Source organism: Pradoshia sp., assembly GCF_051873915.1.
Classification (GTDB): domain Bacteria; phylum Bacillota; class Bacilli; order Bacillales; family Pradoshiaceae; genus Pradoshia.
Window position 1 is genome coordinate 38,691 of sequence record NZ_JBJEFJ010000034.1, and the last position, 18,566, is coordinate 57,256.

Here is an 18,566-nt window from a genome sequence, read left to right on the forward strand (position 1 = left end):
ATTTGGCAGGGTTAGGGGATAACATGCTAAAGGGACGGAGAGAGAAGGAGGGATAAGATGAATTGGAAGGTATGGAATACGATTGTTTTCGTGTTGGTAATTGCCATGAATGCACTTGCTAATCTTCTCCCCATCAATGGGAAGACAACAGGAGAAATATCTAATCAAATCAATGTATTAATTACACCGGCAGGATATGCCTTTTCTATATGGTCGCTCATTTATATACTGATTGGCATTTGGATAATCCGCCAGTTCATCGGTGACAGGGGAGAATCTCCTGTATATACAAATACATGGCCTTGGTTTATCATGAGCGGTTTATTCAATATCGGGTGGCTTCTTGTATGGCATTATGAATTGTTCCTGTTAAGTATTGTGTTTATGCTGATGTATTTGATCAGTCTCATCATGCTATATAGAAGGCTGACTGAAGCACGAGCCACAATCCTTGAAAAGGCTCCCTTTTCCATTAATCTTGGCTGGATTAGTGTGGCGACGATTGTCAATATCGCTTATGTGCTGAAAGTGAATGGCTGGAATGGGTTTGGGCTGACTGATGAGATATGGACAATGATCATGCTTGCTATAGGAGCTGTTCTGGCAGTCCTATTCAGGATAAGGGAAGGGGATTTTCTCTACCCGCTTGTTTTCGTATGGGCTTATATAGCGATTGGAGTAAAGAATATGGGGGAAGCTGAAATGGCGGCATTTACGGCCTTTATAGCAGCCGTTGTTATTCTTATAGCCGATATAATCCCTTGGCGAAAAAAAAACTAGGAGACTCAAGGCATGTGCCGGGTCTTATTTACTTTGTGGGAACCGTCATTTTGTTTCTCTTTTGAAAGCAAGAAAATTTGAACGGCTGTGCAGGGTACAAGACCAATTAATGGAGCTGTTATGGATGAAGCTATTCATAGGGGGCTGCTAGACGATAAGATTCAGACAGAGGGGAATGGTCGAGTTAATCTCAAGTGAAAAGCAAAGTGATAATCAAAGGATGCCCAGTCTTAAACCATTATTGATAGGGGAAAAGGAGCGCTCAGAATAACGCTCCTTTTTCTTATGCTTATATGGATACTTCCTTCATTTCATTCTTTGCATAAAGACGGTACATCAAGAGATAGATACCAGCTGAAAGGAAAGCGACGACTGCTAAGATATAGGTCGTTTCCCGGGAGCCAATCAAGCCCGTTAAAGTAATGGATAGAGGAGCTAGTACTCGGCCAATGCTGAAACGGAGCTGTGCGGCTGAGAAATACATGGCTCGCTGATGCTTTGGCGCAATGACAGAGACGAAATTCTGGGCTATTCCAACGGTCATCAGCTCAGCAAGGCTGAAGATGATAATACTCACTATATACATCCATGGATAAGGGAATAAGCCCATTAATAGAATGGATATCCCATATAAGATTGAGGAGCCGGCGAATACATATTTCTCCCGATAAGTCATCATCCACTTCGTCACAAGAACGGTGCATAGGGCGACAATTCCGCCATTTAACGCCACAACAAAGCCGAAGAGCTCTGTTGCGCTCAAGGAGACGATCAAATTTCCTAAGGAAAGCAAGTTTGCTTCATCTACGGTCTCGGTAATATGTATGGGTATGAATAAATCCAATTGCATAAAGGTTTGCGAAACCAGGATTCCAGCGAGAATAAAAAGCAGCAATACCCGATCGGTAAATATAACTCGGTAATCAGCAAACTGTCCTTTGACGACCTGCTTGAAGCTGAGTGATTTGCTGGTTGCTGCTTCTCTGTCAGGAATGGTTTCCCGAGAGAAGAAGTAGAGGAGCAGGAATAAAAAGATCGCTCCGCAAGTAACAATCACAAGCAGCCAGAATCGGTGATTGGTGAAGAAAATGGCTCCTATTATCGGACCAACGACGACCGCAATATTAGTCATCATATAAAAGATGGAAAATACATAGCTTCTATTCTTGGGCTCAACCACATCCGCAACCATTGCCTGGGCTGCAGGCTGATAAATATTCGAAAATAAACTAGCAATGGTAAAGCCAATAAAGCCAAACATAGCTGAATCAATGGCAGGGTGACTGGCTAAAGCGAAGATGCCGTAACCCATGGCCTCCCCTCCAATAGCGATGAGCATCATTCGTCTCCTTCCAAAGTGGTCGGCAAAAAAGCCTCCGAATAATCCACAGACAACCGCGATTACTTGTGACAGCATCAAAAGTGCACTTGCGGTTGTGATTCCCATTGTCTCTGCAAAATAAATGGCAAGGAAGGGAAAGACCATCCAAAAAGCTATTTGTACAAATGCCTCACCAAGCAAACGAACCTTCAGGTTGGTGTCCCAATGTCTAATACTCATATGTTTACTCCTTCTACTGCTATCTGTTTCTAGTGAGCTGTTTAATAGTAAATAAAAAATTATCACACTATTATTTATTCTTATATAATAGATGATTCTTGTAAACACTTAAATTATTTTAAACTGCTCTGTTCATTTTAATGGCAGTTCTACAGCAGGTGAAACTAAGAGGTCTTCTCTGTCCGCTAATCCAGCAGTCATTCGCCTAAAACGTATGGAGCGGAGTTCTACTATCGCCATTCATCTTTAACAAAGCCAAAAAAAAGAACCTCTTTACAGAGGAACTGTTCTTTCATTATGGGGCGATTTTGACCCCATAATTTCGCAGGGCCTGCTTTAATGTGCTTGAGGTGGAAAAATGACTTAAGTTAATGCCTGATTGGATTGTATACAGTGCGACTTCCGGTTTCATTCCTGAAATGGTGGCGGAAATACCGAGAAGCTTGAGCATTTTGGTTAATCTGGAGAGCTGCTCTGAGATGAGGACGTCAATGACGGGGATACCGGACATATCGATAAAAAGATGATTGACCTCGAGATGAATACACTGGTTTGGGACAGCCTTTAGAACAAATTCGAATCGTTCAGAATCCATCTGTCCGGTTAAAGGGAGGACGCCGATTTGATTGATTAATGGAATAACAGCCGTACTCAACTCATTGATAAGCCGCTGCTGTTCAGACAACTGACGGTTCTTGTATGTATCCATCCGGTGGATAAAATGAGATAGCATCCGGTCAAATCCTTCATTAATGAGAGAAAACCAATGACAGGTGATGCCGAGGGTCAGCTCTTTTCCTTGGCTAAGGATAAATTGTTCAATATATTGACAATAGATTCGACGGTCATGTGTTAGAAGGTCGGCAAGGTAAGAAACAGAGATATTCAACTGTAAGCTTCTTTTCATGACAATGTCTGCCCATTCTTTCAAATGTGATTCGAAAAATCGAGAGCTGTCCAACAGACGGCTGTTAATTGTCTTAACGGTAGTGTTGGCTATTTCTTTTAATATATCTGCCGGCAGGCTCTCGCGGTTGGTGTCCATTTGGATTATATCATTCAGAATGGATTCATGATTATCTTTTAAAAAGTCATACAGTTGGATATCTGTTAGTGGTTTCATTTGATTTCCCCAATTCTTAATTTGATGTCTCCATTGGCGCTGTTAAGCCTAGTGTATCGTATGATTTCAAAATTCGATACTTACAAATAATTTAAGGGGGGTTAGAAGAGGGGGCTATTTCTGTAGCTAACGGTCGAAAAATCTTGATGAATCAACGTTCTTTTTGAAAAAAATAGCCAAAAAGAGGAGAAAATCCTATCTTTTAAAGGCGTTCTTACCCTTTTTGAAGAGATTTTTCAAGCGGATTATGCGAAAGCTCTGTTGTATCCTTACCGATGTCGAATTGGATAGGTGTCGAAAAATTTTCATCTATTTCTTGAAAGAAAGGGTAAAAATTTGTGAGATTACCAAATATTGATTAGAATATAAGAGAGTGTTGGAATTCTTTGTTAGCAATAAGGTTAAATAATAAAGACTGAATATTCAGAACAACACGATCGATTAGCGACGAGGAGGGTTTTGATGGTCACAAAGCAGGATACAAGTTTGCCCCTTCGCAAGGAAGTTAAAATGCTTGGCAATATTCTAGGGGAAATATTAATCTATCAAGGCGGACAAGAACTGTTTGATACAGTTGAACGGATCAGAATCATGTGTAAGTCCCTTCGTCTACATGTAGAGGATGAGACATACCATGATTTAAAGAAAGAAATTGCTTCCTTATCACCATTGATGAGGATGCAGGTTATTCGGGCATTTTCTGTTTATTTTCATTTAATCAATGCAGCGGAACAGAATCATCGAATAAGACGACGCCGTGATTACCAATTAAATTCAGAGGATGAGCAGCCTGGTTCCATTGAACAGGCGATTCAATCCATGAAGGATAAACAAATATCCGGAGAAATTATCCAAGATGTTCTTAAACGTTTGTCATTAGATTTAATTATCACAGCCCACCCGACTGAAGCGACGAAGAGATCGGTTCTTGAGATACAGAAAAGGATATCCAATCTGCTTATTCGTTTAGACAGTCCTCTCTTGACGAATAAGGAAAGAAAGAATATCGAGGAAAGCTTATATAATGAGATTACGACATTATGGCATACAGACGAATTAAGGGATCGAAAGCCGACTGTTATTGATGAGGTTCGTAACGGACTCTATTATTTTGATAAGATCTTTTTTGATGTCCTTCCTGAAATACATCAAGAGGTGGAGGACAGCCTGAAGGAACATTATGAGGATGATGACTGGAATGTGCCGACATTTCTCCGTTTTGGATCATGGATTGGCGGAGATAGGGATGGCAATCCCTTCGTAACGCCTGAAGTGACATGGGAGACATTGACAAGACAACGTGGCCTTGTTCTGAGAAAGTATGAGAAAGTATTAATTGAATTAATGAAACGCTTATCGCATTCCAGTGCGAGAGCCCCAATAAGTGATGCTATTTTGCAATCGGTCGAATACGGCGAGTCAAACTATATAGCAGCAGATAAAAGATGGCCTGTACATAATGAAACCTATCGTCGTATGCTTGCCATTGTAATCGAAAGACTGCGAATGGTTGGTGAAAGCTCTCTGGGATATAAAAGCGCCAATGAACTATTGGACGATTTACAGATGATCAAGGAAAGTATTTATGGTCACCACCCAAAAGCGCATGAATTGAAGCTTCTTCAGAAACTTATCCGTCAGGTTCAATTATTTGGATTCCATCTTGGTACATTGGATATCCGGAATCATAGTGAAGAGCATTCTGCCGCATTAACGGAAATATTGAAGAAGGTTAATGTAGAGAAGAATTATCAGGCTCTTACAGAAGAGCAGAAGCTGGATTTGCTTGAGAACCTGCTGACAGACTCCCGGCCATTATTGCTCGCTCGTGAGGAATACAGCGAGGAAACGAGGGAAATGATTGAGGTATTTGACCTGATCAAGAGAGCACATAAAGAATTTGGAAAGGAATCAATCCGTGTTTATATTGTCAGCATGACCAGATCAGCGAGTGATTTGCTTGAAGTGCTGCTGCTGGCCAAGGAGGCAGGACTATATAGACGCCATGTTGATGGGACAGTTGAGAGCGATTTGAATGTTGCCCCTCTGCTTGAGACGATTGAGGATCTATCCAATGGTTCAGCCATCCTTCAGACATTGCTGCAAATGCCGGTATATCGTGAGCATTTACGCATCTTGAATAACCAGCAGGAAATTATGCTGGGCTATTCAGATGGAAGTAAGGATGGAGGCACATTGACAGCAAATTGGAAGCTGTACAAGGCCCAGATTGAACTGCATGATATAGCGAAGGAATATAGTGTATCAACGAAGTTTTTCCATGGACGCGGCGGTTCACTTGGCAGGGGCGGCGGTCCGCTTAGCCGAAGCTTATTATCACAACCGCTTGAAACGCTTGGGGATGGAGTGAAGATTACCGAACAAGGCGAGGTTCTCTCATCTCGCTACCTCATTAAAGATATAGCTTCCCGTTCACTGGAACAAGCGGCTTCAACCTTGATTGAAACGGCGGCTAATGTGTCGAAACGTTCGGAGCAAGGTCATTTCCGTGATCCATCGTGGGTGAGGGCAATGGAGGAAATTTCAGACATTTCCTATCAGAAGTATCAATCTCTTGTATTCCATGATGAAGGTTTCTTAACTTATTTCAACCAAGCTACTCCTCTAAAGGAAATTGGTGAGCTCAACATCGGCTCAAGGCCAATGGCGAGAAAAAATAGTGACAAGTTTGAGAACTTAAGGGCCATTCCATGGGTGTTTGCCTGGACGCAAAGCAGGCAGCTATTCCCTGCCTGGTATGCAGCCGGAACCGGCTTAATGAGCTATGTAGAACAGGCACAGGGAAATATTCATGTCTTGAGAGAAATGTATCAGGACTGGCCATTTTTCCGTTCCACGGTCGATAATTTACAAATGGCACTTATGAAGGCAGATTTAAAGACTGCGAAGGAATATGCTGCTTTAACAAGTGATCCGGAGATTGGAACAAGAATCTTTGCTAATATTGTAGAAGAGTACAACCTAACGAAGAGGGTGCTGCTTGATATTACCGGTGATGAGGAACTTCTTGAGCAAACGCCGAATATTAAAGATTCGGTTCACCGCCGAAATCCATATGTTGATCCTCTGAACTTCATACAGGTGCACTTAATCCATGAATTACGAGAAAAGGACGGGAAAGATACGGATTTGCTTATCCAGGTTCTGCACACAATCAATGGAATAGCTGCAGGGCTTCGTAATACGGGTTGATTAATGCAGATATTCAGCAGGGATGCCTCTCCCTTCTGCGAAGGAGGCGGGGAATCATTATGGTTCTTCGCCTTTTACGCTGTTTTAAATCGTGCGGGCTAAAGGAATTGGCTAAAGCGGCAAGGATGCAGTCGGTTGAGGAATGAAAAATAAGATGGGGAGTGCATGATGATAGCTAAAAAAACATGGCGGTTACTAGGGTCAATTATTTTAATCAGTTTCGTCGCAGCAGGATGTTCCATTAATGAAACGGATTTAGAAGAAGTAAAAGGTGCTGGCCTTACATATAGTGAGTATTTCAAATCCTATGACGGTCTGGACGAGAGGGAAAACATTCATTACTACAAACCTATATCACTTAGCGACGGAGAATCCTCTTTACTAAATGATATAGAAGAGAGGATGAATCTGTTTCATTCCGAAAAGCTGCCCTTCCATGTTGATGAGGAAAAAGCGTATTTGGTGACCTCAAAGGATGAGAAAGGTAAACCGAAGGACGAGGTTCAATTGAGCTATTTCGGAGACACATCAGAGGAGTTTTTTATCATTTCTGTCACAGAGGTAGATGAGAATCCACTTAAAGGATATGATTATGCGGATAGCTATGATTCAATAGGAAACCAATTGAAAAAAGAAATTCTAACGGATGATTTACCGATTTATCAGCAGATTGTGACAACAAATAGTGCTTTATTATACTCCTACTATGATTATGATGAAACGAATAATCGTATTGGTACTGTTGGGACGGCTGCTAATGAAATGTATGCTTATTATAATAAGTGTATTTATCATATCGGTTATCTCATCGACCAAGAAAAGAATACAGAGGAAATGCAGGAAAAGATGCTTCATTTAGCTCGTGAATATATTTTAGGAAGTCATTTGTAAGCATGCACTGAAGACAACTGAATGTTTAAAGCCGACCGCTTTCAAATGGAGCGGTTTTTTTGCTTCTTTACACGCTAATAGTCTATATAGAAGAATCACAAAGAAGTGTTTTAACGATCAGTGTATCTGAATGATAAACAAATCCTCAAGGAAAACAAAAGGGAAAATTTGGAGAATTCAGAAAGTTAGTGTATAATATTGGAAAATGATAGGATAATAGTCTTGTTACTAAAGATGGAGGTGTGGAGGTTGAAATAATACACGAGACTGCAAAAAAACTCCTTTGCTTGCCGAAGAGACAGAATTATTACTCGCTTGACCATTTTTGTAGAGTAGGTGGATAGGATGGATGATTTATTAAATCAATACATAGGGGTTGGGACTCAAGCTCTGTTTCCAGTATTTGAAAACGGGTATCCGCTAACGAAGGTTTATTCCGTTAGCGGCGAATCAATTATACAAATGTCTACCATTCAGTTGATTAAGGAAAGTATTATTCGGTATGGTTCCGATTATGATGGAGCAATGAAGAGCTCGAAACATCATTTGGGTAAAAGCTATGTACTTCCGCTGCAAATCAGTGGTCATTATAAGATTTATATGTTTCCAACAAAAGCTTGCCTTCAAGCGGACTGTGTTTGGATTGCTCTTGATCATTATAAGGGCTGTGAGAAGGTGGACAATCAACATACTCGCATTTATTTATCTCATAATACTTCTATTATTGTTGAATGTAAGGCTACAATCCTCATGCATCGTTTCAATAAAGCCTTAACCTTAAAAAACAAGATTGATAACTTTCTTATAAGCATGAAATCCTGATAGAAGAAACCCGCTGTATTTGGCGGGTTTTTCTTTATAATATCCCAAAATGTGTTACTATATAATTATTCAGAATTTTCTATACATAATATTACTTTAGGGTATTTTTTTAGAAAATAGGAAATAGGACACTGTTTTTTGAAAACTTAATTGATTCTCAATACTAAATGTGATAAATTCTATGTATAAAGTTATAATTTACACTTTTTTAAATATTTATATGGTATAAAAGTCATGTTATCTCAAAGAGTCATTAGGAGGAGAAGAAAAATGGAAAAGGGGCAACCCAATGAAAATTTACTCGCAAATATGGCTAATATTGGTGATGTGGTAGAGTTTAAACGTCGAGATTTAAATATCATTGGAAAGGTATCACTAGTGAAGGAACTATCTTGCATTGTTGATATCGACTTGGATGTAGCAACTTATTTCGGCTATGAGACTCCTAAAACGGTTGTTCGCCATGGTAATTACAAAATTATTTCCAGTCCAGAAAGTGTCTATAGCAGCAAACTTCATGCTGCTGAAATGTAATGTGTAAATCTCCATAACATAGGTAAAATAGGCAAGAGTGTATACATACTGAATAGGGAGAATGATTCAATTATGGATAGTACCTTGATTATGCCCAAAAGAATGAGTTTGGCCATGTCACTCATGCTATCATAATAATAGTTAGACCCCTATTTTTTGCACCCAGTGAAGACTGGGTGTTTTTTTTGTTTATTTACAATAATTGGTAGGAAATCCCGGTGTATTTGGAGAAATAAAACACGAAGCGGGCTTCAGCATCATAGGTATTCGGAGGAGCTCGTGATTGATGTGGGGGGCGACAGTGACAAATAAGCTGGAGAGGGGGAGAGATTCCTAAAGGGAAGACATTCTACTAGGAAAGGGAGAGATAGAATGAGGTTGTCATTTTTGTTGGATCAGAATATTCAAGAGTTTGGCGAGTATCCCTTTTTATACTATGGTGAAAAGAAATTCACAAATGTCGAGACAAGAGCATATGCCAATCAGTTAGCGATAGAGTTACAGCGGTCAGGAATCAAAAAAGGAGACCGTGTGATCGTTATGATGCCGAACAGTCCAGAAGTTCTCATTGCCTATCAAGCGATAACAAGAGCTCAAGCGGTCATTGTTCCAGTACTCTTTACTCTCCACCCGAAGGAAATCGCCTATATAGCTGAGAATTGCGAGGCAGCTAGAATACTTTCATCTTCCTCCATCCAAGGTCAAGTCAATCAGATTGAGAAAGAACTGAGTACAAATATCCCCATTGTCATGATAGATGATTTGAGTGATCTGACATCCCCCTCGGTCCGAGTAGAGGAGAATGACGGCATGCATGTGCCAGACTTCAATGATGATGAGGTAGCAGTCATTTTGTATACATCAGGCACCACTGGCAGTCCGAAAGGTGTCATGCTTACTCATAGGAATTTATATAAGAATGCGGTTAACTCCTCCGTTCATGCTAATGTGGAACGCGGGTCCACAATTGGGGCTTTGCCTCTTGCTCATGTATTTGGTCTGACCATTTCACATGCGTGCTATGTGACAGGGAGCTCAATTGTCATCTTTCCCCGTTTTATTCCGAGTGAAATCTTTTCGGCAATTGAGAGATATCAAGTAAAGTCATTTTCAGTCGTTCCAGCCATGATTTATGCCATGATGGCTTCAAATGATGCTGAGCGTTTCAACTTAACTAGCCTGGAATCGGTCAGCTCAGGCTCTGCGCCGCTCCCTGTTTCATTGCTGCAAGCCTTTGAGAAGAAATTTGGCGCTTCTGTATATGAAGGGTACGGTTTATCTGAGGCAAGTCCCATTGTTACGGCCCATAAGAAAGGAATACCCATTAAGCCTGGGTCTGTCGGTATTCCAATTCCGGGAGTAGAATTAAAGGTTGTCGATGCGACAGGACAGGAGGTTCCTAGAGGGGTTATTGGCGAAATCTTTTTAAGGGGAGAGCATATCACCCCGGGATATTTTCAGAATGAACGTGAATCAGAGAAGGCAATTGTTCAAGGATGGCTTCATACGGGTGATATTGGCCAGATGGACGATGAGGGGTATCTCTATATCGTTGACCGGAAGAAGGACCTTATTATTAAGAATGGATTTAATATATATCCTCGGGATTTAGAAGAGGTTCTCTCAAGACATAAAGCGGTCATTGAAACAGCGGTTATTGGTGTTCCTGATGAACAGTCCGGTGAGGAGGTCATGGCCTGTGTCGTTAAAAAGCCTAATGAAGAGGTTACGGAAGAGGAGCTCATCGCTTATTGTGCAGAACAGATAGCTAAGAATAAGCTTCCAAAGCATATTGTTTTTCTCTCGGAGCTTCCGCGTAATGGTGTCGGAAAGGTATTGAAGGCAAGTTTACGTAAATCGATTGCGGAGGGAAAAGTCTAATTGAATAAGCATGAAGGAGTGAGTACGCTATGCGTAAGACAATCACGGCGACGCCCAGGGGGTTAATGGTTGATTCTTTCCCTTATCGCCTTTATCAAAAAGCCAAAAAAGTTGGTACGTGGAATCCGGCAGAAATTGACTTCACACAGGATGCGAAGGATTGGCAGGCGGCAACCGACACTCAAAGGCAGAGTATATTACGCCTTCTCTCCCAGTTTCAGGCTGGAGAGGAAGCGGTTACACTTGATTTGCTTCCTTTAATCATGGCGATTGCAAAGGAGGGACGGATAGAAGAGGAGATGTTCTTGACAACCTTCCTGTTTGAAGAGGCGAAGCATACAGAATTTTTTCGAACGGTACTGGATGCGATTGGCGAAAAAGGTGAATTGAATCTGCTTTTAAGTGACTCCTACAAGCAGGTTTTCCATGTGATTCTTCCTGAAACGATGGACCGTTTGATTACAGATCAGTCTCCTGAAGCCATCGCAGATGCTTCGACGGTATACAATATGTTTGTGGAGGGTGTATTAGCTGAAACGGGCTATTTTTCCTTCTATAAATCGTTGGAGGAGTCAGGGATTATGCCTGGTTTGCTGGAGGGCATCGGGCATTTGAAGAGAGATGAGTCCAGGCATATTGGCTATGGAACCTTCCTTTTACAGAGATTGATTTGTGAGCATCCACATCTTTTAGATGAGGTTATTTTGAAGAGAATGGCTGAAATGACTCCTTTAGCCCTTCAAATTGTTGAAGAAGGATTTGATGAGGCAGATATGGAAGCCTTTGGAGCAGAGCCAGAGGAAGTCATGAATTTTGCCATGAAGCAATTGCAGGTTAGAATGGATATCCTGCAGCGAGCTAAAGGAAAACAGCTGGATGAAATCTATGCGGCAAGTAATCATGACCTGAGCCTGATTTAAGGTCTCATTGGATGAGCGTCTATTAATCTTTCAGCCTGCATTCCCTTTTAAATAGCTATATTCTCGAAGAAGAAGGAGAATTGAAGCTTTTTGGCGAAAATAGTAAGCGATTACATTTTTGGGATGGAGGCATTTTTTGATGAGTGAGAGATTTATCGGAAGAACAGCGGTCATTACAGGAGGCAGCAGGGGAATCGGCAAGGCAATTGCTGAGCAGCTGGCATCAGAAAAGGCTGCAGTGGCAGTGCTGGATATTAATGAAGATGCGTTAAAGGCATGTGAAGAGGATTTTAAGTCAAAAGGGTATGATATTATCGTGAAAAAAGCAGACGTCACTTTATCTGCTGAGGTTAATAAAGCAGTCGAGGAAATCGTCGAGCAGTTTGGACAGATTGATATTTTGGTCAATAATGCGGGTGTCATTCGTGATAATCTGCTTTTCAAAATGGAGGATGCTGATTGGGATATGGTCATGAATGTGCATTTAAAGGGCTCCTTTAATATGACGCGAGCGGTTCAATCCCATATGGTAAAGCAGAAATACGGAAGAATCATCAATATTTCCTCTACTTCAGCGTTAGGAAACCGTGGACAAGTCAACTATTCAGCTGCAAAAGCAGGACTGCAAGGCTTTACGAAGACATTGGCTATTGAGTTGGGCCGATATGGGATTACAGCTAATTCCGTGGCTCCTGGTTTTATTGAAACCGATATGACAAAAGCCACAGCAGAAAGGATAGGCATAACCTTTGAGCAATTAATCGAAGCAAGCGTATCCGCCATCCCAGTAGGGAGGAGCGGGAAACCAGAGGATATTGCCAATGCTGTAGCCTTCTTTGCGGATGAGAAGTCATCCTTTGTAAGCGGACAGGTGCTCTATGTGGCTGGAGGACCCAAAAATTAAGGAGGAAGCTCTATGTTTGAGACGGCAATAGGGAAACAATCAAAACGGGTTAAAAATATCGTGGATCGAAATCGGGTTAAGCTATTCGCCCATGCTATCGGTGATGAGGCATCGATTTATTTGGATGAGTCAGTGGGGGAAGCTTCGCGATATGGCGGTAACATTGCCCCGCCTACATACCCAAGGGTGTTTGATTATGGACAGATTGATGGGTTGAAGCTTCCCTCAAAGGGATTAATTCATGGAGAGCAAATTTATCATTATGAACGTCCGCTTCTTGTCGGGGAAGAGGTATACTGCTATGCGAGAGTCGCAGATTACAAGGAGAGGCAAGGACAGAACGGCAGAATGGGCATTATGCGTATCGAAAACAACGGAGAAGATGCCAATGGACAATCGATCTTTTCTTCAACGGTTGTCATTATCATAAACGAAGCGGCTATAAAGGGGATGAATGAATGAATATGATGGAACGGCTGCAGGCTGGTGAAGGAATTGAACCCATCCAGTTATCTCCGGTAACACCAGAGATTTTGATAGAGTATGCAGAGGCGTCTGGAGATCATAATCCGATTCACCTTGATGAGAAAGAGGCAAAGCAGCTTGGGCTCCCTGGCATCATTGCCCATGGCATGTGGACGATGGGCAATTTAGCGAAACTGTTTACACCTTATTATGAGGAAGGTTTTTTACAGGATTATCAAATTCGGTTCAGGGGAATGGTGTTTTTGGGAGACATCATCACCTTGCAGGCAGAGCTTATGTCAAAGAATGATCGGCTGTTAACATTCCAAGTATCTGCGGTCAATCAACATGGCATTGATGTACTAAAAGGAAAAGCTGTCTTTAAATTATTCCATTAAACAAGGAGAAAGAGGAACCGGTGTTTATACTGGATCCTCTTTCTCCTTTCTACCGATAGAACAAGCCCAAGGAAATATCTAGCAGACGCTGTTTTTCATCCTCGGTCAATGTCCTGCCATAAAGAATGACTTCATTATCATGGAATAATTGATGTAAATCATAGGCCCCTTTTGGGTGGATATGTGTTGCTGACTCACGTAAATCTGAATTTCCCAGCAAATAATCCACAGAGACTTCAAAATAATGAGCCAATTGTAAGATACCTTCAATACTTGGTTCGCGTGTCTCTCTTTCATAAGAGCCTAGAGTGGACTGGGCTACCCCAATGATCGATCCCAGCTCTTCTTGTGATAATCGTCTTTCTTTTCGCAATTCTTTTAATCTAGATCCAAAAGAAGATGTCATCGCAGCTCCCCACCTTTTTACGGAACGTATTGTATACTATTATTATAGGACAAAAGAGCTAAATGAGCGAGTGATAGGGTGTAAAAAGAATCTAATTATTACAAATTTAAATGATTATTAGACAGAGTCTTAAGGTCTATACTTTTAGTCATTTAGTCATTGGCAGGATATTAGGGTTTAGCCGTAATCCTTGAAAATATGATTTGTACAGGTGCTTATATCCCTTCAGTATTATAGACTTTTTTGGAGTCTAAATTGACCCCATACCAGCCCTGAGTAGCCATATGCTGAGATTCTCCATCATCAATGACTTCATAAACATGAATACAAATATCGCTGCTGCCCGGCACATTGCCTTCTATATCAAAGTGGATATTCGAATCATTCGTATAACCGACATACTCTTTAACGAGTTTAATGGCTTCTGTGGATTCTTTAGAAGTGGAGGTGTCTGACTGCTCATCTGACTCTGTATCAGCTGTTTCTTCAGTCGACGGCTCTGAAGAGGAATCCTCTGTGCTGTTTGAAGCTTCGATAGATTGATCATCCTTATTCGTTTCGGCTTTATTCGTTTCAGTCTCATTTGTTTCGGCCTTATTTGTTTCAGTCTCATCGTTAACTTCTGCTTCAGCTGTATCCTCTGTGTTCTCGTTTGAATCGGCATTTTGTAGTTGTTCTTCTAAATCTGTGATGGTTTCCTCAGCTTTTTTAATTTCCTTCTGTTGGTTCTCGTTTTCCTTCTTTTGTTCCGCTAAGGACTTTTTTAAACTTTCGATTTGTTTTGTCTTTTGTTCCAGTTCATTGATATGGCCGCGATGTGGCAGCAGATAACCTATCATTGTACCAAATAATAAAAATGTGATACCCATTACGAGCAGGGCAATGGTTCTTCTTTTTTTTCTATTCACGTAAATCCTCCCTCATAATATGTATAGGTCTATTATAGCGGATAAAATTTTTCTAATATAGTTTAAACCTAAACAAAATAGTGAAAAAATACGATAATTCATAAAAAGTGAAATAAAAAGGTGATTGATCATGCAGGTTTATTTACAAACGGAGAGAACGGTGATGAGGGAGATTGTGTTAAAGGATGCAGATGAACTGCTGGCCATTTGTCGACAGCCTTCTATTCTTAAATGGCTTCCTCAATGGAATGTTAGCTTGACTCAATTGCGGAATTGGATTAGGAAGGTGAATGCAAATCCATTCCAAGAGGGGACAGGGACTGGAAGAATGGTGCAGGTCATTTGTTTAAAAAACGAGGGAACCATGATAGGACTGTTGGCAGCAGAGAGGAAACCAGATGTAGATAACCAGCTGGAGATTGGGTATTTTCTTGTGGAGGAATATAGGGGAAATGGGATTATGACGGAAGTACTCGAGGCTTGGATTTCATGGATGCGGGAAAGGTATTGGCAAGGCTCTTTCATCGCTCTTGCCAACCCGGATAATGAAGCTTCTCAAAGGCTTCTTCACCGGATTGGTTTTTGCCGAGTTTCAACCATAGCAGTGAATAGGGAATATGATGGGAGGGTGGTTTATGATTGTTTTCAGCTAATGCTCGGACGGTCCTTAAAAAAGGCTAACGCAAAAAGCCAGGGGCATCAAGTATGAACCTGGCTTACGAGTATCTTATATTATTTATTTTCGGCCGCCGTCATTGGAATCGCTTTCATAAATAAACCGGATATAAGCAGCAGCAGGCTCCCAGCCATAATCGTCGTATGGAAGACCAGGATGCTTGAAGAACCAGCTTCACCGATTAAGGAATAGGATACGCGGAAAAGTACACGGTAGAAGAAAAGCATGAACAGGAAAATACCGACAGAGTATAGTATTCTGTCCATCCGTTGATTAGAAGTGGTAAGGAAGCAGAGGGCAATCACAAATACAGCTAAAGCAAACGCAAGAGTTACATACATCATATATTCCTCCTTCGCAAGTCCTTTTACATAATTTTACTATATCGGATAATTTAATGAAAGGTAATTTTCACTAAATTGTTATAAATATTTATTTTAATCCATTGACATGAAGTTTATTTTATGATTTTTACATTTCTTTTCCTCACAAGGGGATTGACGTTTAGACAGAGGATTTAAGAATCTTTGTTTGCTGCTGCAGCTTTAGTGCTTGTCTCGGAACCAATGTCAGCATTGCCTTTAATACTGATCTCAAAAACAAAAAGACTGCAGACTTATTTATCCTAATTGGATGTTGTCTGCAGTCTAAGAATCCTCATGGTTAATAAGAGGACTTATGGAGTCCCTATACTGCGCTTAGCATTCATCTCTATGATGAAGACATGATTGGTAAGCGCAGCGTCCAATCATGACATAACGGGTACTCGGATGGAACGAATCACATTATTTATATATTTTCTGCGTTTGTAAATAAAAGATTTTAACTCTTCGATGGTTAAAGGTGTTTCAGCTACATCACAGTAATTGGGCCCTTTTCCGTGAGTTGTCCATTTCTGTGCATCCTCATAAAACATTAATGTCCACTGTCCGCCTCTAATATGGTCCTCAAAGACGAAATAAAATTTGTTACCTGCTTCATCCAAAGAAGAGATTGACTTAAAGTTTTCTAAGAAGTGATCAACATCTTTTTTGTACACTATGACTTTCATCCAATATCCCTCCAATTAAGTAATGAGTCTACTCATTTCATCTTTTCTTATTTAATTATATAGATTTATCAAATTTTTCTCCATAGCAATATAATTGAAGTTTCTTCCTCGTCTTCTTTTCCTGCCAATGAACCAAGACAAACGGTTTATATTGAAAGGAGACAGGGGAAAGGGGAGACCATTTAAAAAGAGAAATTGTGATGGATGATAAGGAAAAAATCGTGTTTTTTATTTTTGGTGCTTCATCTTTCCTCTTTTCTAACGAAATAAAGAATAGGTAGTTCTTTTGTTGCTTGAAAAGGGGGTGGCTTGGTGGAATGTAGAATTTGCGGCAGGAATATGAAGACGAGGGGACATTATTGCTATGATTGCGGAAGAAAAAAGAAAAGGAAACGCTCCAACTTTATTGCAATAATCCAAATCTTTTCGCTCTTCTTGCTTTCATTTACTCTCTTTCATTTATTCTCGAACCGACCAGAAAAGACAGTGATAGGAACAACTCCACAAGTATCCATAGAAAAGCCGGAAATGGCAGAGATAAAACGGGAAGAGGAAGAATACCTTGATGAAGAGCATTTATCAGGTGAGACAGAAGAGAAGGTGCCGGCACCAAAAAGAGAGGATATTTCAGCAGTCTCAAAGCCGCCTGATGAAATAACGGATGATGTGCAGAGAGGTCTATCTGCTCTAATTCAAGATTCACACCAAAAGGTATATACGATTTACACAGATAAAAATCAAGGTTCTGGATTTTTGATCAATGACCAAGGTGATGTACTGACAAATGCGCATGTAGTAGAGGGATTTTTTACGATTACAGCTGTTGATTCCTCTAATCAAGCCTTTGTAGGCAATGTTATCGGCTATTCCAATGAGACAGATATTGCTGTTATCCGTTTTCCAGCATTAAGCGGACAAGTATCACTTAGGCTGGATAAACAAAATAAGTATGGAATTGGTGTAGATGTGTTAGCTTTAGGAAGTCCTAATGGGCAGGCAGGAGCCGCAACACTAGGGCAAATATCCGGTATTGAACGGAGCTTTTACATTGGTGAAAGAATATATGAGAATCTATATCAAATGACAGCAAAGATTGGTCAAGGATCAAGCGGCGGACCCTTGTTATCCATTCAAAGCGGTGAGGTCATCGGCATAAACTCCGCAAGGTCTTTGGAGGATGATTCAGTTGGATTTACAATTCCTATGACAGATGTATATCCGCTCATAGAGAGATGGATTGCGTCGCCTCTTTCTGCAGATGATGTTATGGCTTTATTCTATAATGAACATGGGAAGCTTTATTATGAAGAAGAGCAGGAAGACGTGAAAGAGAAAGAATGGTATTTTGATGGTGGAGAAAAAACAGATGATGAAAAATCCTATTATGAAATTCCGGAAGAATGGTATTTGGAAGAAGAGTTGACGGACCAAGAGACAACTGATAACCCTAAAGAGGGTACTGGACGGTCAGCAGATAATGAAGAAACACTTTCACTGGATGAGGACTAAAGATATTTTGGGAAGTAAGGCCAAACAGGTTGGTTTGGCCTTTTGATTCCTTCCGTTAATCATTGATTTTTCCAGTGCCGCCGCATTCTGGGCAATCCTTTACAGCTGGATATAGACGTATTGCGCGGTTAAAAGCATCTTCATATGAAAAATGACTCACTTCTGTCAGGCGGATAATCTCTCTGTCCAATTTCTCATATTGTTCATGCTGTTCATCATATATTTTCCCATCAAAACAATCTCTGCAATTCCCCAATATCCCAAGCCTCCCAATTTCTATTTATATCCATTGTATCGAATGGACGATTTGGGGGCAAAGAGACAGCTTATTGAATATATTTAAAGGATATTTTAGCAAGATTTAAATAAACTGGCCTAAAGTTTGAAAGATATTATGAATAAAATAGATTCATGATATGAGCTTTACATAAAGGGGCATTCAATATATCAACCAGCAGCAGAAAGAAATGGCTGGGTCAGTCAATAGAAGATGTAAAAAGGAAAGTAACCGGAATAATCGGTGT

The 18,566-nt window shown here is 40.6% G+C and carries 19 protein-coding genes; 12 read left to right on the forward strand and 7 right to left on the reverse strand.

Annotated elements, in window-relative coordinates; translation table 11 throughout:
- Positions 1-57 precede the first annotated feature (57 nt).
- Positions 58-780: a hypothetical protein gene (locus ACI35L_RS03640; RefSeq protein WP_049671349.1), complete on the forward strand. Its 723-nt coding sequence runs from the start codon at positions 58-60 to the stop codon at positions 778-780.
- A 289-nt stretch (positions 781-1,069) separates the two neighbouring features.
- On the opposite strand, the gene ACI35L_RS03645 is transcribed toward ACI35L_RS03640, so the two are convergent.
- Together ACI35L_RS03645 and ACI35L_RS03650 are read right to left on the reverse strand one after the other, a co-directional pair.
- Positions 1,070-2,341, reverse strand: a complete 1,272-nt coding sequence (locus ACI35L_RS03645) for an MDR family MFS transporter (RefSeq protein ID WP_439802264.1) — start codon at positions 2,339-2,341, stop codon at positions 1,070-1,072.
- A gap of 295 nt (positions 2,342-2,636) precedes the next feature.
- Positions 2,637-3,464: an STAS domain-containing protein gene (locus tag ACI35L_RS03650; RefSeq protein ID WP_439802265.1), complete on the reverse strand. Its 828-nt coding sequence runs from the start codon at positions 3,462-3,464 to the stop codon at positions 2,637-2,639.
- A gap of 462 nt (positions 3,465-3,926) precedes the next feature.
- On the opposite strand from ACI35L_RS03650, the gene ppc reads away from it, so the two are divergent.
- The 9 genes from ppc (at position 3,927) to ACI35L_RS03695 (ending at position 13,492) form a co-directional block, all read left to right on the forward strand.
- Positions 3,927-6,677 carry a phosphoenolpyruvate carboxylase gene (ppc, locus tag ACI35L_RS03655; protein WP_439802266.1) on the forward strand — a complete coding sequence of 917 codons (2,751 nt, stop codon included), beginning with the start codon at positions 3,927-3,929 and terminating at the stop codon, positions 6,675-6,677.
- A 165-nt stretch (positions 6,678-6,842) separates the two neighbouring features.
- The gene (locus tag ACI35L_RS03660) at positions 6,843-7,568 is read left to right on the forward strand and encodes a hypothetical protein (protein WP_439802267.1); all 726 of its coding nucleotides are present in this window, start codon (positions 6,843-6,845) and stop codon (positions 7,566-7,568) included.
- Positions 7,569-7,913: 345 nt separating this feature from the next.
- Complete coding sequence (locus tag ACI35L_RS03665) at positions 7,914-8,390, forward strand: competence protein ComK (RefSeq protein WP_049671344.1); 477 nt, start codon at positions 7,914-7,916, stop codon at positions 8,388-8,390.
- Positions 8,391-8,660: 270 nt separating this feature from the next.
- Positions 8,661-8,924 carry a DUF2187 family protein gene (locus ACI35L_RS03670; protein ID WP_439802268.1) on the forward strand — a complete coding sequence of 88 codons (264 nt, stop codon included), beginning with the start codon at positions 8,661-8,663 and terminating at the stop codon, positions 8,922-8,924.
- Positions 8,925-9,296: 372 nt separating this feature from the next.
- Positions 9,297-10,805 carry a class I adenylate-forming enzyme family protein gene (locus tag ACI35L_RS03675; RefSeq protein WP_439802269.1) on the forward strand — a complete coding sequence of 503 codons (1,509 nt, stop codon included), beginning with the start codon at positions 9,297-9,299 and terminating at the stop codon, positions 10,803-10,805.
- A 29-nt stretch (positions 10,806-10,834) separates the two neighbouring features.
- Positions 10,835-11,725, forward strand: a complete 891-nt coding sequence (locus ACI35L_RS03680; protein ID WP_439802270.1) for a R2-like ligand-binding oxidase — start codon at positions 10,835-10,837, stop codon at positions 11,723-11,725.
- A 139-nt stretch (positions 11,726-11,864) separates the two neighbouring features.
- On the forward strand, positions 11,865-12,629 hold the full coding sequence (locus ACI35L_RS03685) for a beta-ketoacyl-ACP reductase (RefSeq protein ID WP_439802271.1): 765 nt from the start codon (positions 11,865-11,867) through the stop codon (positions 12,627-12,629).
- 12 nt (positions 12,630-12,641) lie between these two features.
- Positions 12,642-13,091, forward strand: a complete 450-nt coding sequence (locus tag ACI35L_RS03690) for a MaoC family dehydratase N-terminal domain-containing protein (RefSeq protein ID WP_439802272.1) — start codon at positions 12,642-12,644, stop codon at positions 13,089-13,091.
- A complete protein-coding gene (locus ACI35L_RS03695) occupies positions 13,088-13,492 on the forward strand; it encodes a MaoC/PaaZ C-terminal domain-containing protein (RefSeq protein ID WP_049671339.1) in 405 nt (134 codons plus the stop codon). Before ACI35L_RS03690 ends, ACI35L_RS03695 begins: the two co-directional genes overlap by 4 nt.
- A gap of 49 nt (positions 13,493-13,541) precedes the next feature.
- Here the strand turns inward: ACI35L_RS03695 and ACI35L_RS03700 are convergent, their stop codons facing one another.
- The gene (locus tag ACI35L_RS03700; RefSeq protein ID WP_049671338.1) at positions 13,542-13,898 is read right to left on the reverse strand and encodes a helix-turn-helix domain-containing protein; all 357 of its coding nucleotides are present in this window, start codon (positions 13,896-13,898) and stop codon (positions 13,542-13,544) included.
- A gap of 215 nt (positions 13,899-14,113) precedes the next feature.
- Entirely contained in the window at positions 14,114-14,806 is a 693-nt protein-coding gene (locus ACI35L_RS03705; RefSeq protein WP_049671337.1) for a hypothetical protein, read from the reverse strand.
- 130 nt (positions 14,807-14,936) lie between these two features.
- Between ACI35L_RS03705 and ACI35L_RS03710 the strand changes: the two genes are divergently transcribed.
- The gene (locus tag ACI35L_RS03710) at positions 14,937-15,515 is read left to right on the forward strand and encodes a GNAT family N-acetyltransferase (protein WP_049671336.1); all 579 of its coding nucleotides are present in this window, start codon (positions 14,937-14,939) and stop codon (positions 15,513-15,515) included.
- A gap of 23 nt (positions 15,516-15,538) precedes the next feature.
- Here the strand turns inward: ACI35L_RS03710 and ACI35L_RS03715 are convergent, their stop codons facing one another.
- Together ACI35L_RS03715 and ACI35L_RS03720 are read right to left on the reverse strand one after the other, a co-directional pair.
- Positions 15,539-15,826 carry a hypothetical protein gene (locus ACI35L_RS03715; protein WP_156185629.1) on the reverse strand — a complete coding sequence of 96 codons (288 nt, stop codon included), beginning with the start codon at positions 15,824-15,826 and terminating at the stop codon, positions 15,539-15,541.
- Between the two features lie 404 nt (positions 15,827-16,230).
- On the reverse strand, positions 16,231-16,533 hold the full coding sequence (locus tag ACI35L_RS03720) for a hypothetical protein (RefSeq protein ID WP_049671334.1): 303 nt from the start codon (positions 16,531-16,533) through the stop codon (positions 16,231-16,233).
- A 312-nt stretch (positions 16,534-16,845) separates the two neighbouring features.
- Between ACI35L_RS03720 and ACI35L_RS03725 the strand changes: the two genes are divergently transcribed.
- Entirely contained in the window at positions 16,846-18,042 is a 1,197-nt protein-coding gene (locus ACI35L_RS03725; protein ID WP_439802273.1) for a S1C family serine protease, read from the forward strand.
- 55 nt (positions 18,043-18,097) lie between these two features.
- On the opposite strand, the gene ACI35L_RS03730 is transcribed toward ACI35L_RS03725, so the two are convergent.
- Positions 18,098-18,298 carry a hypothetical protein gene (locus ACI35L_RS03730; protein ID WP_439802274.1) on the reverse strand — a complete coding sequence of 67 codons (201 nt, stop codon included), beginning with the start codon at positions 18,296-18,298 and terminating at the stop codon, positions 18,098-18,100.
- Positions 18,299-18,566 lie beyond the last annotated feature (268 nt).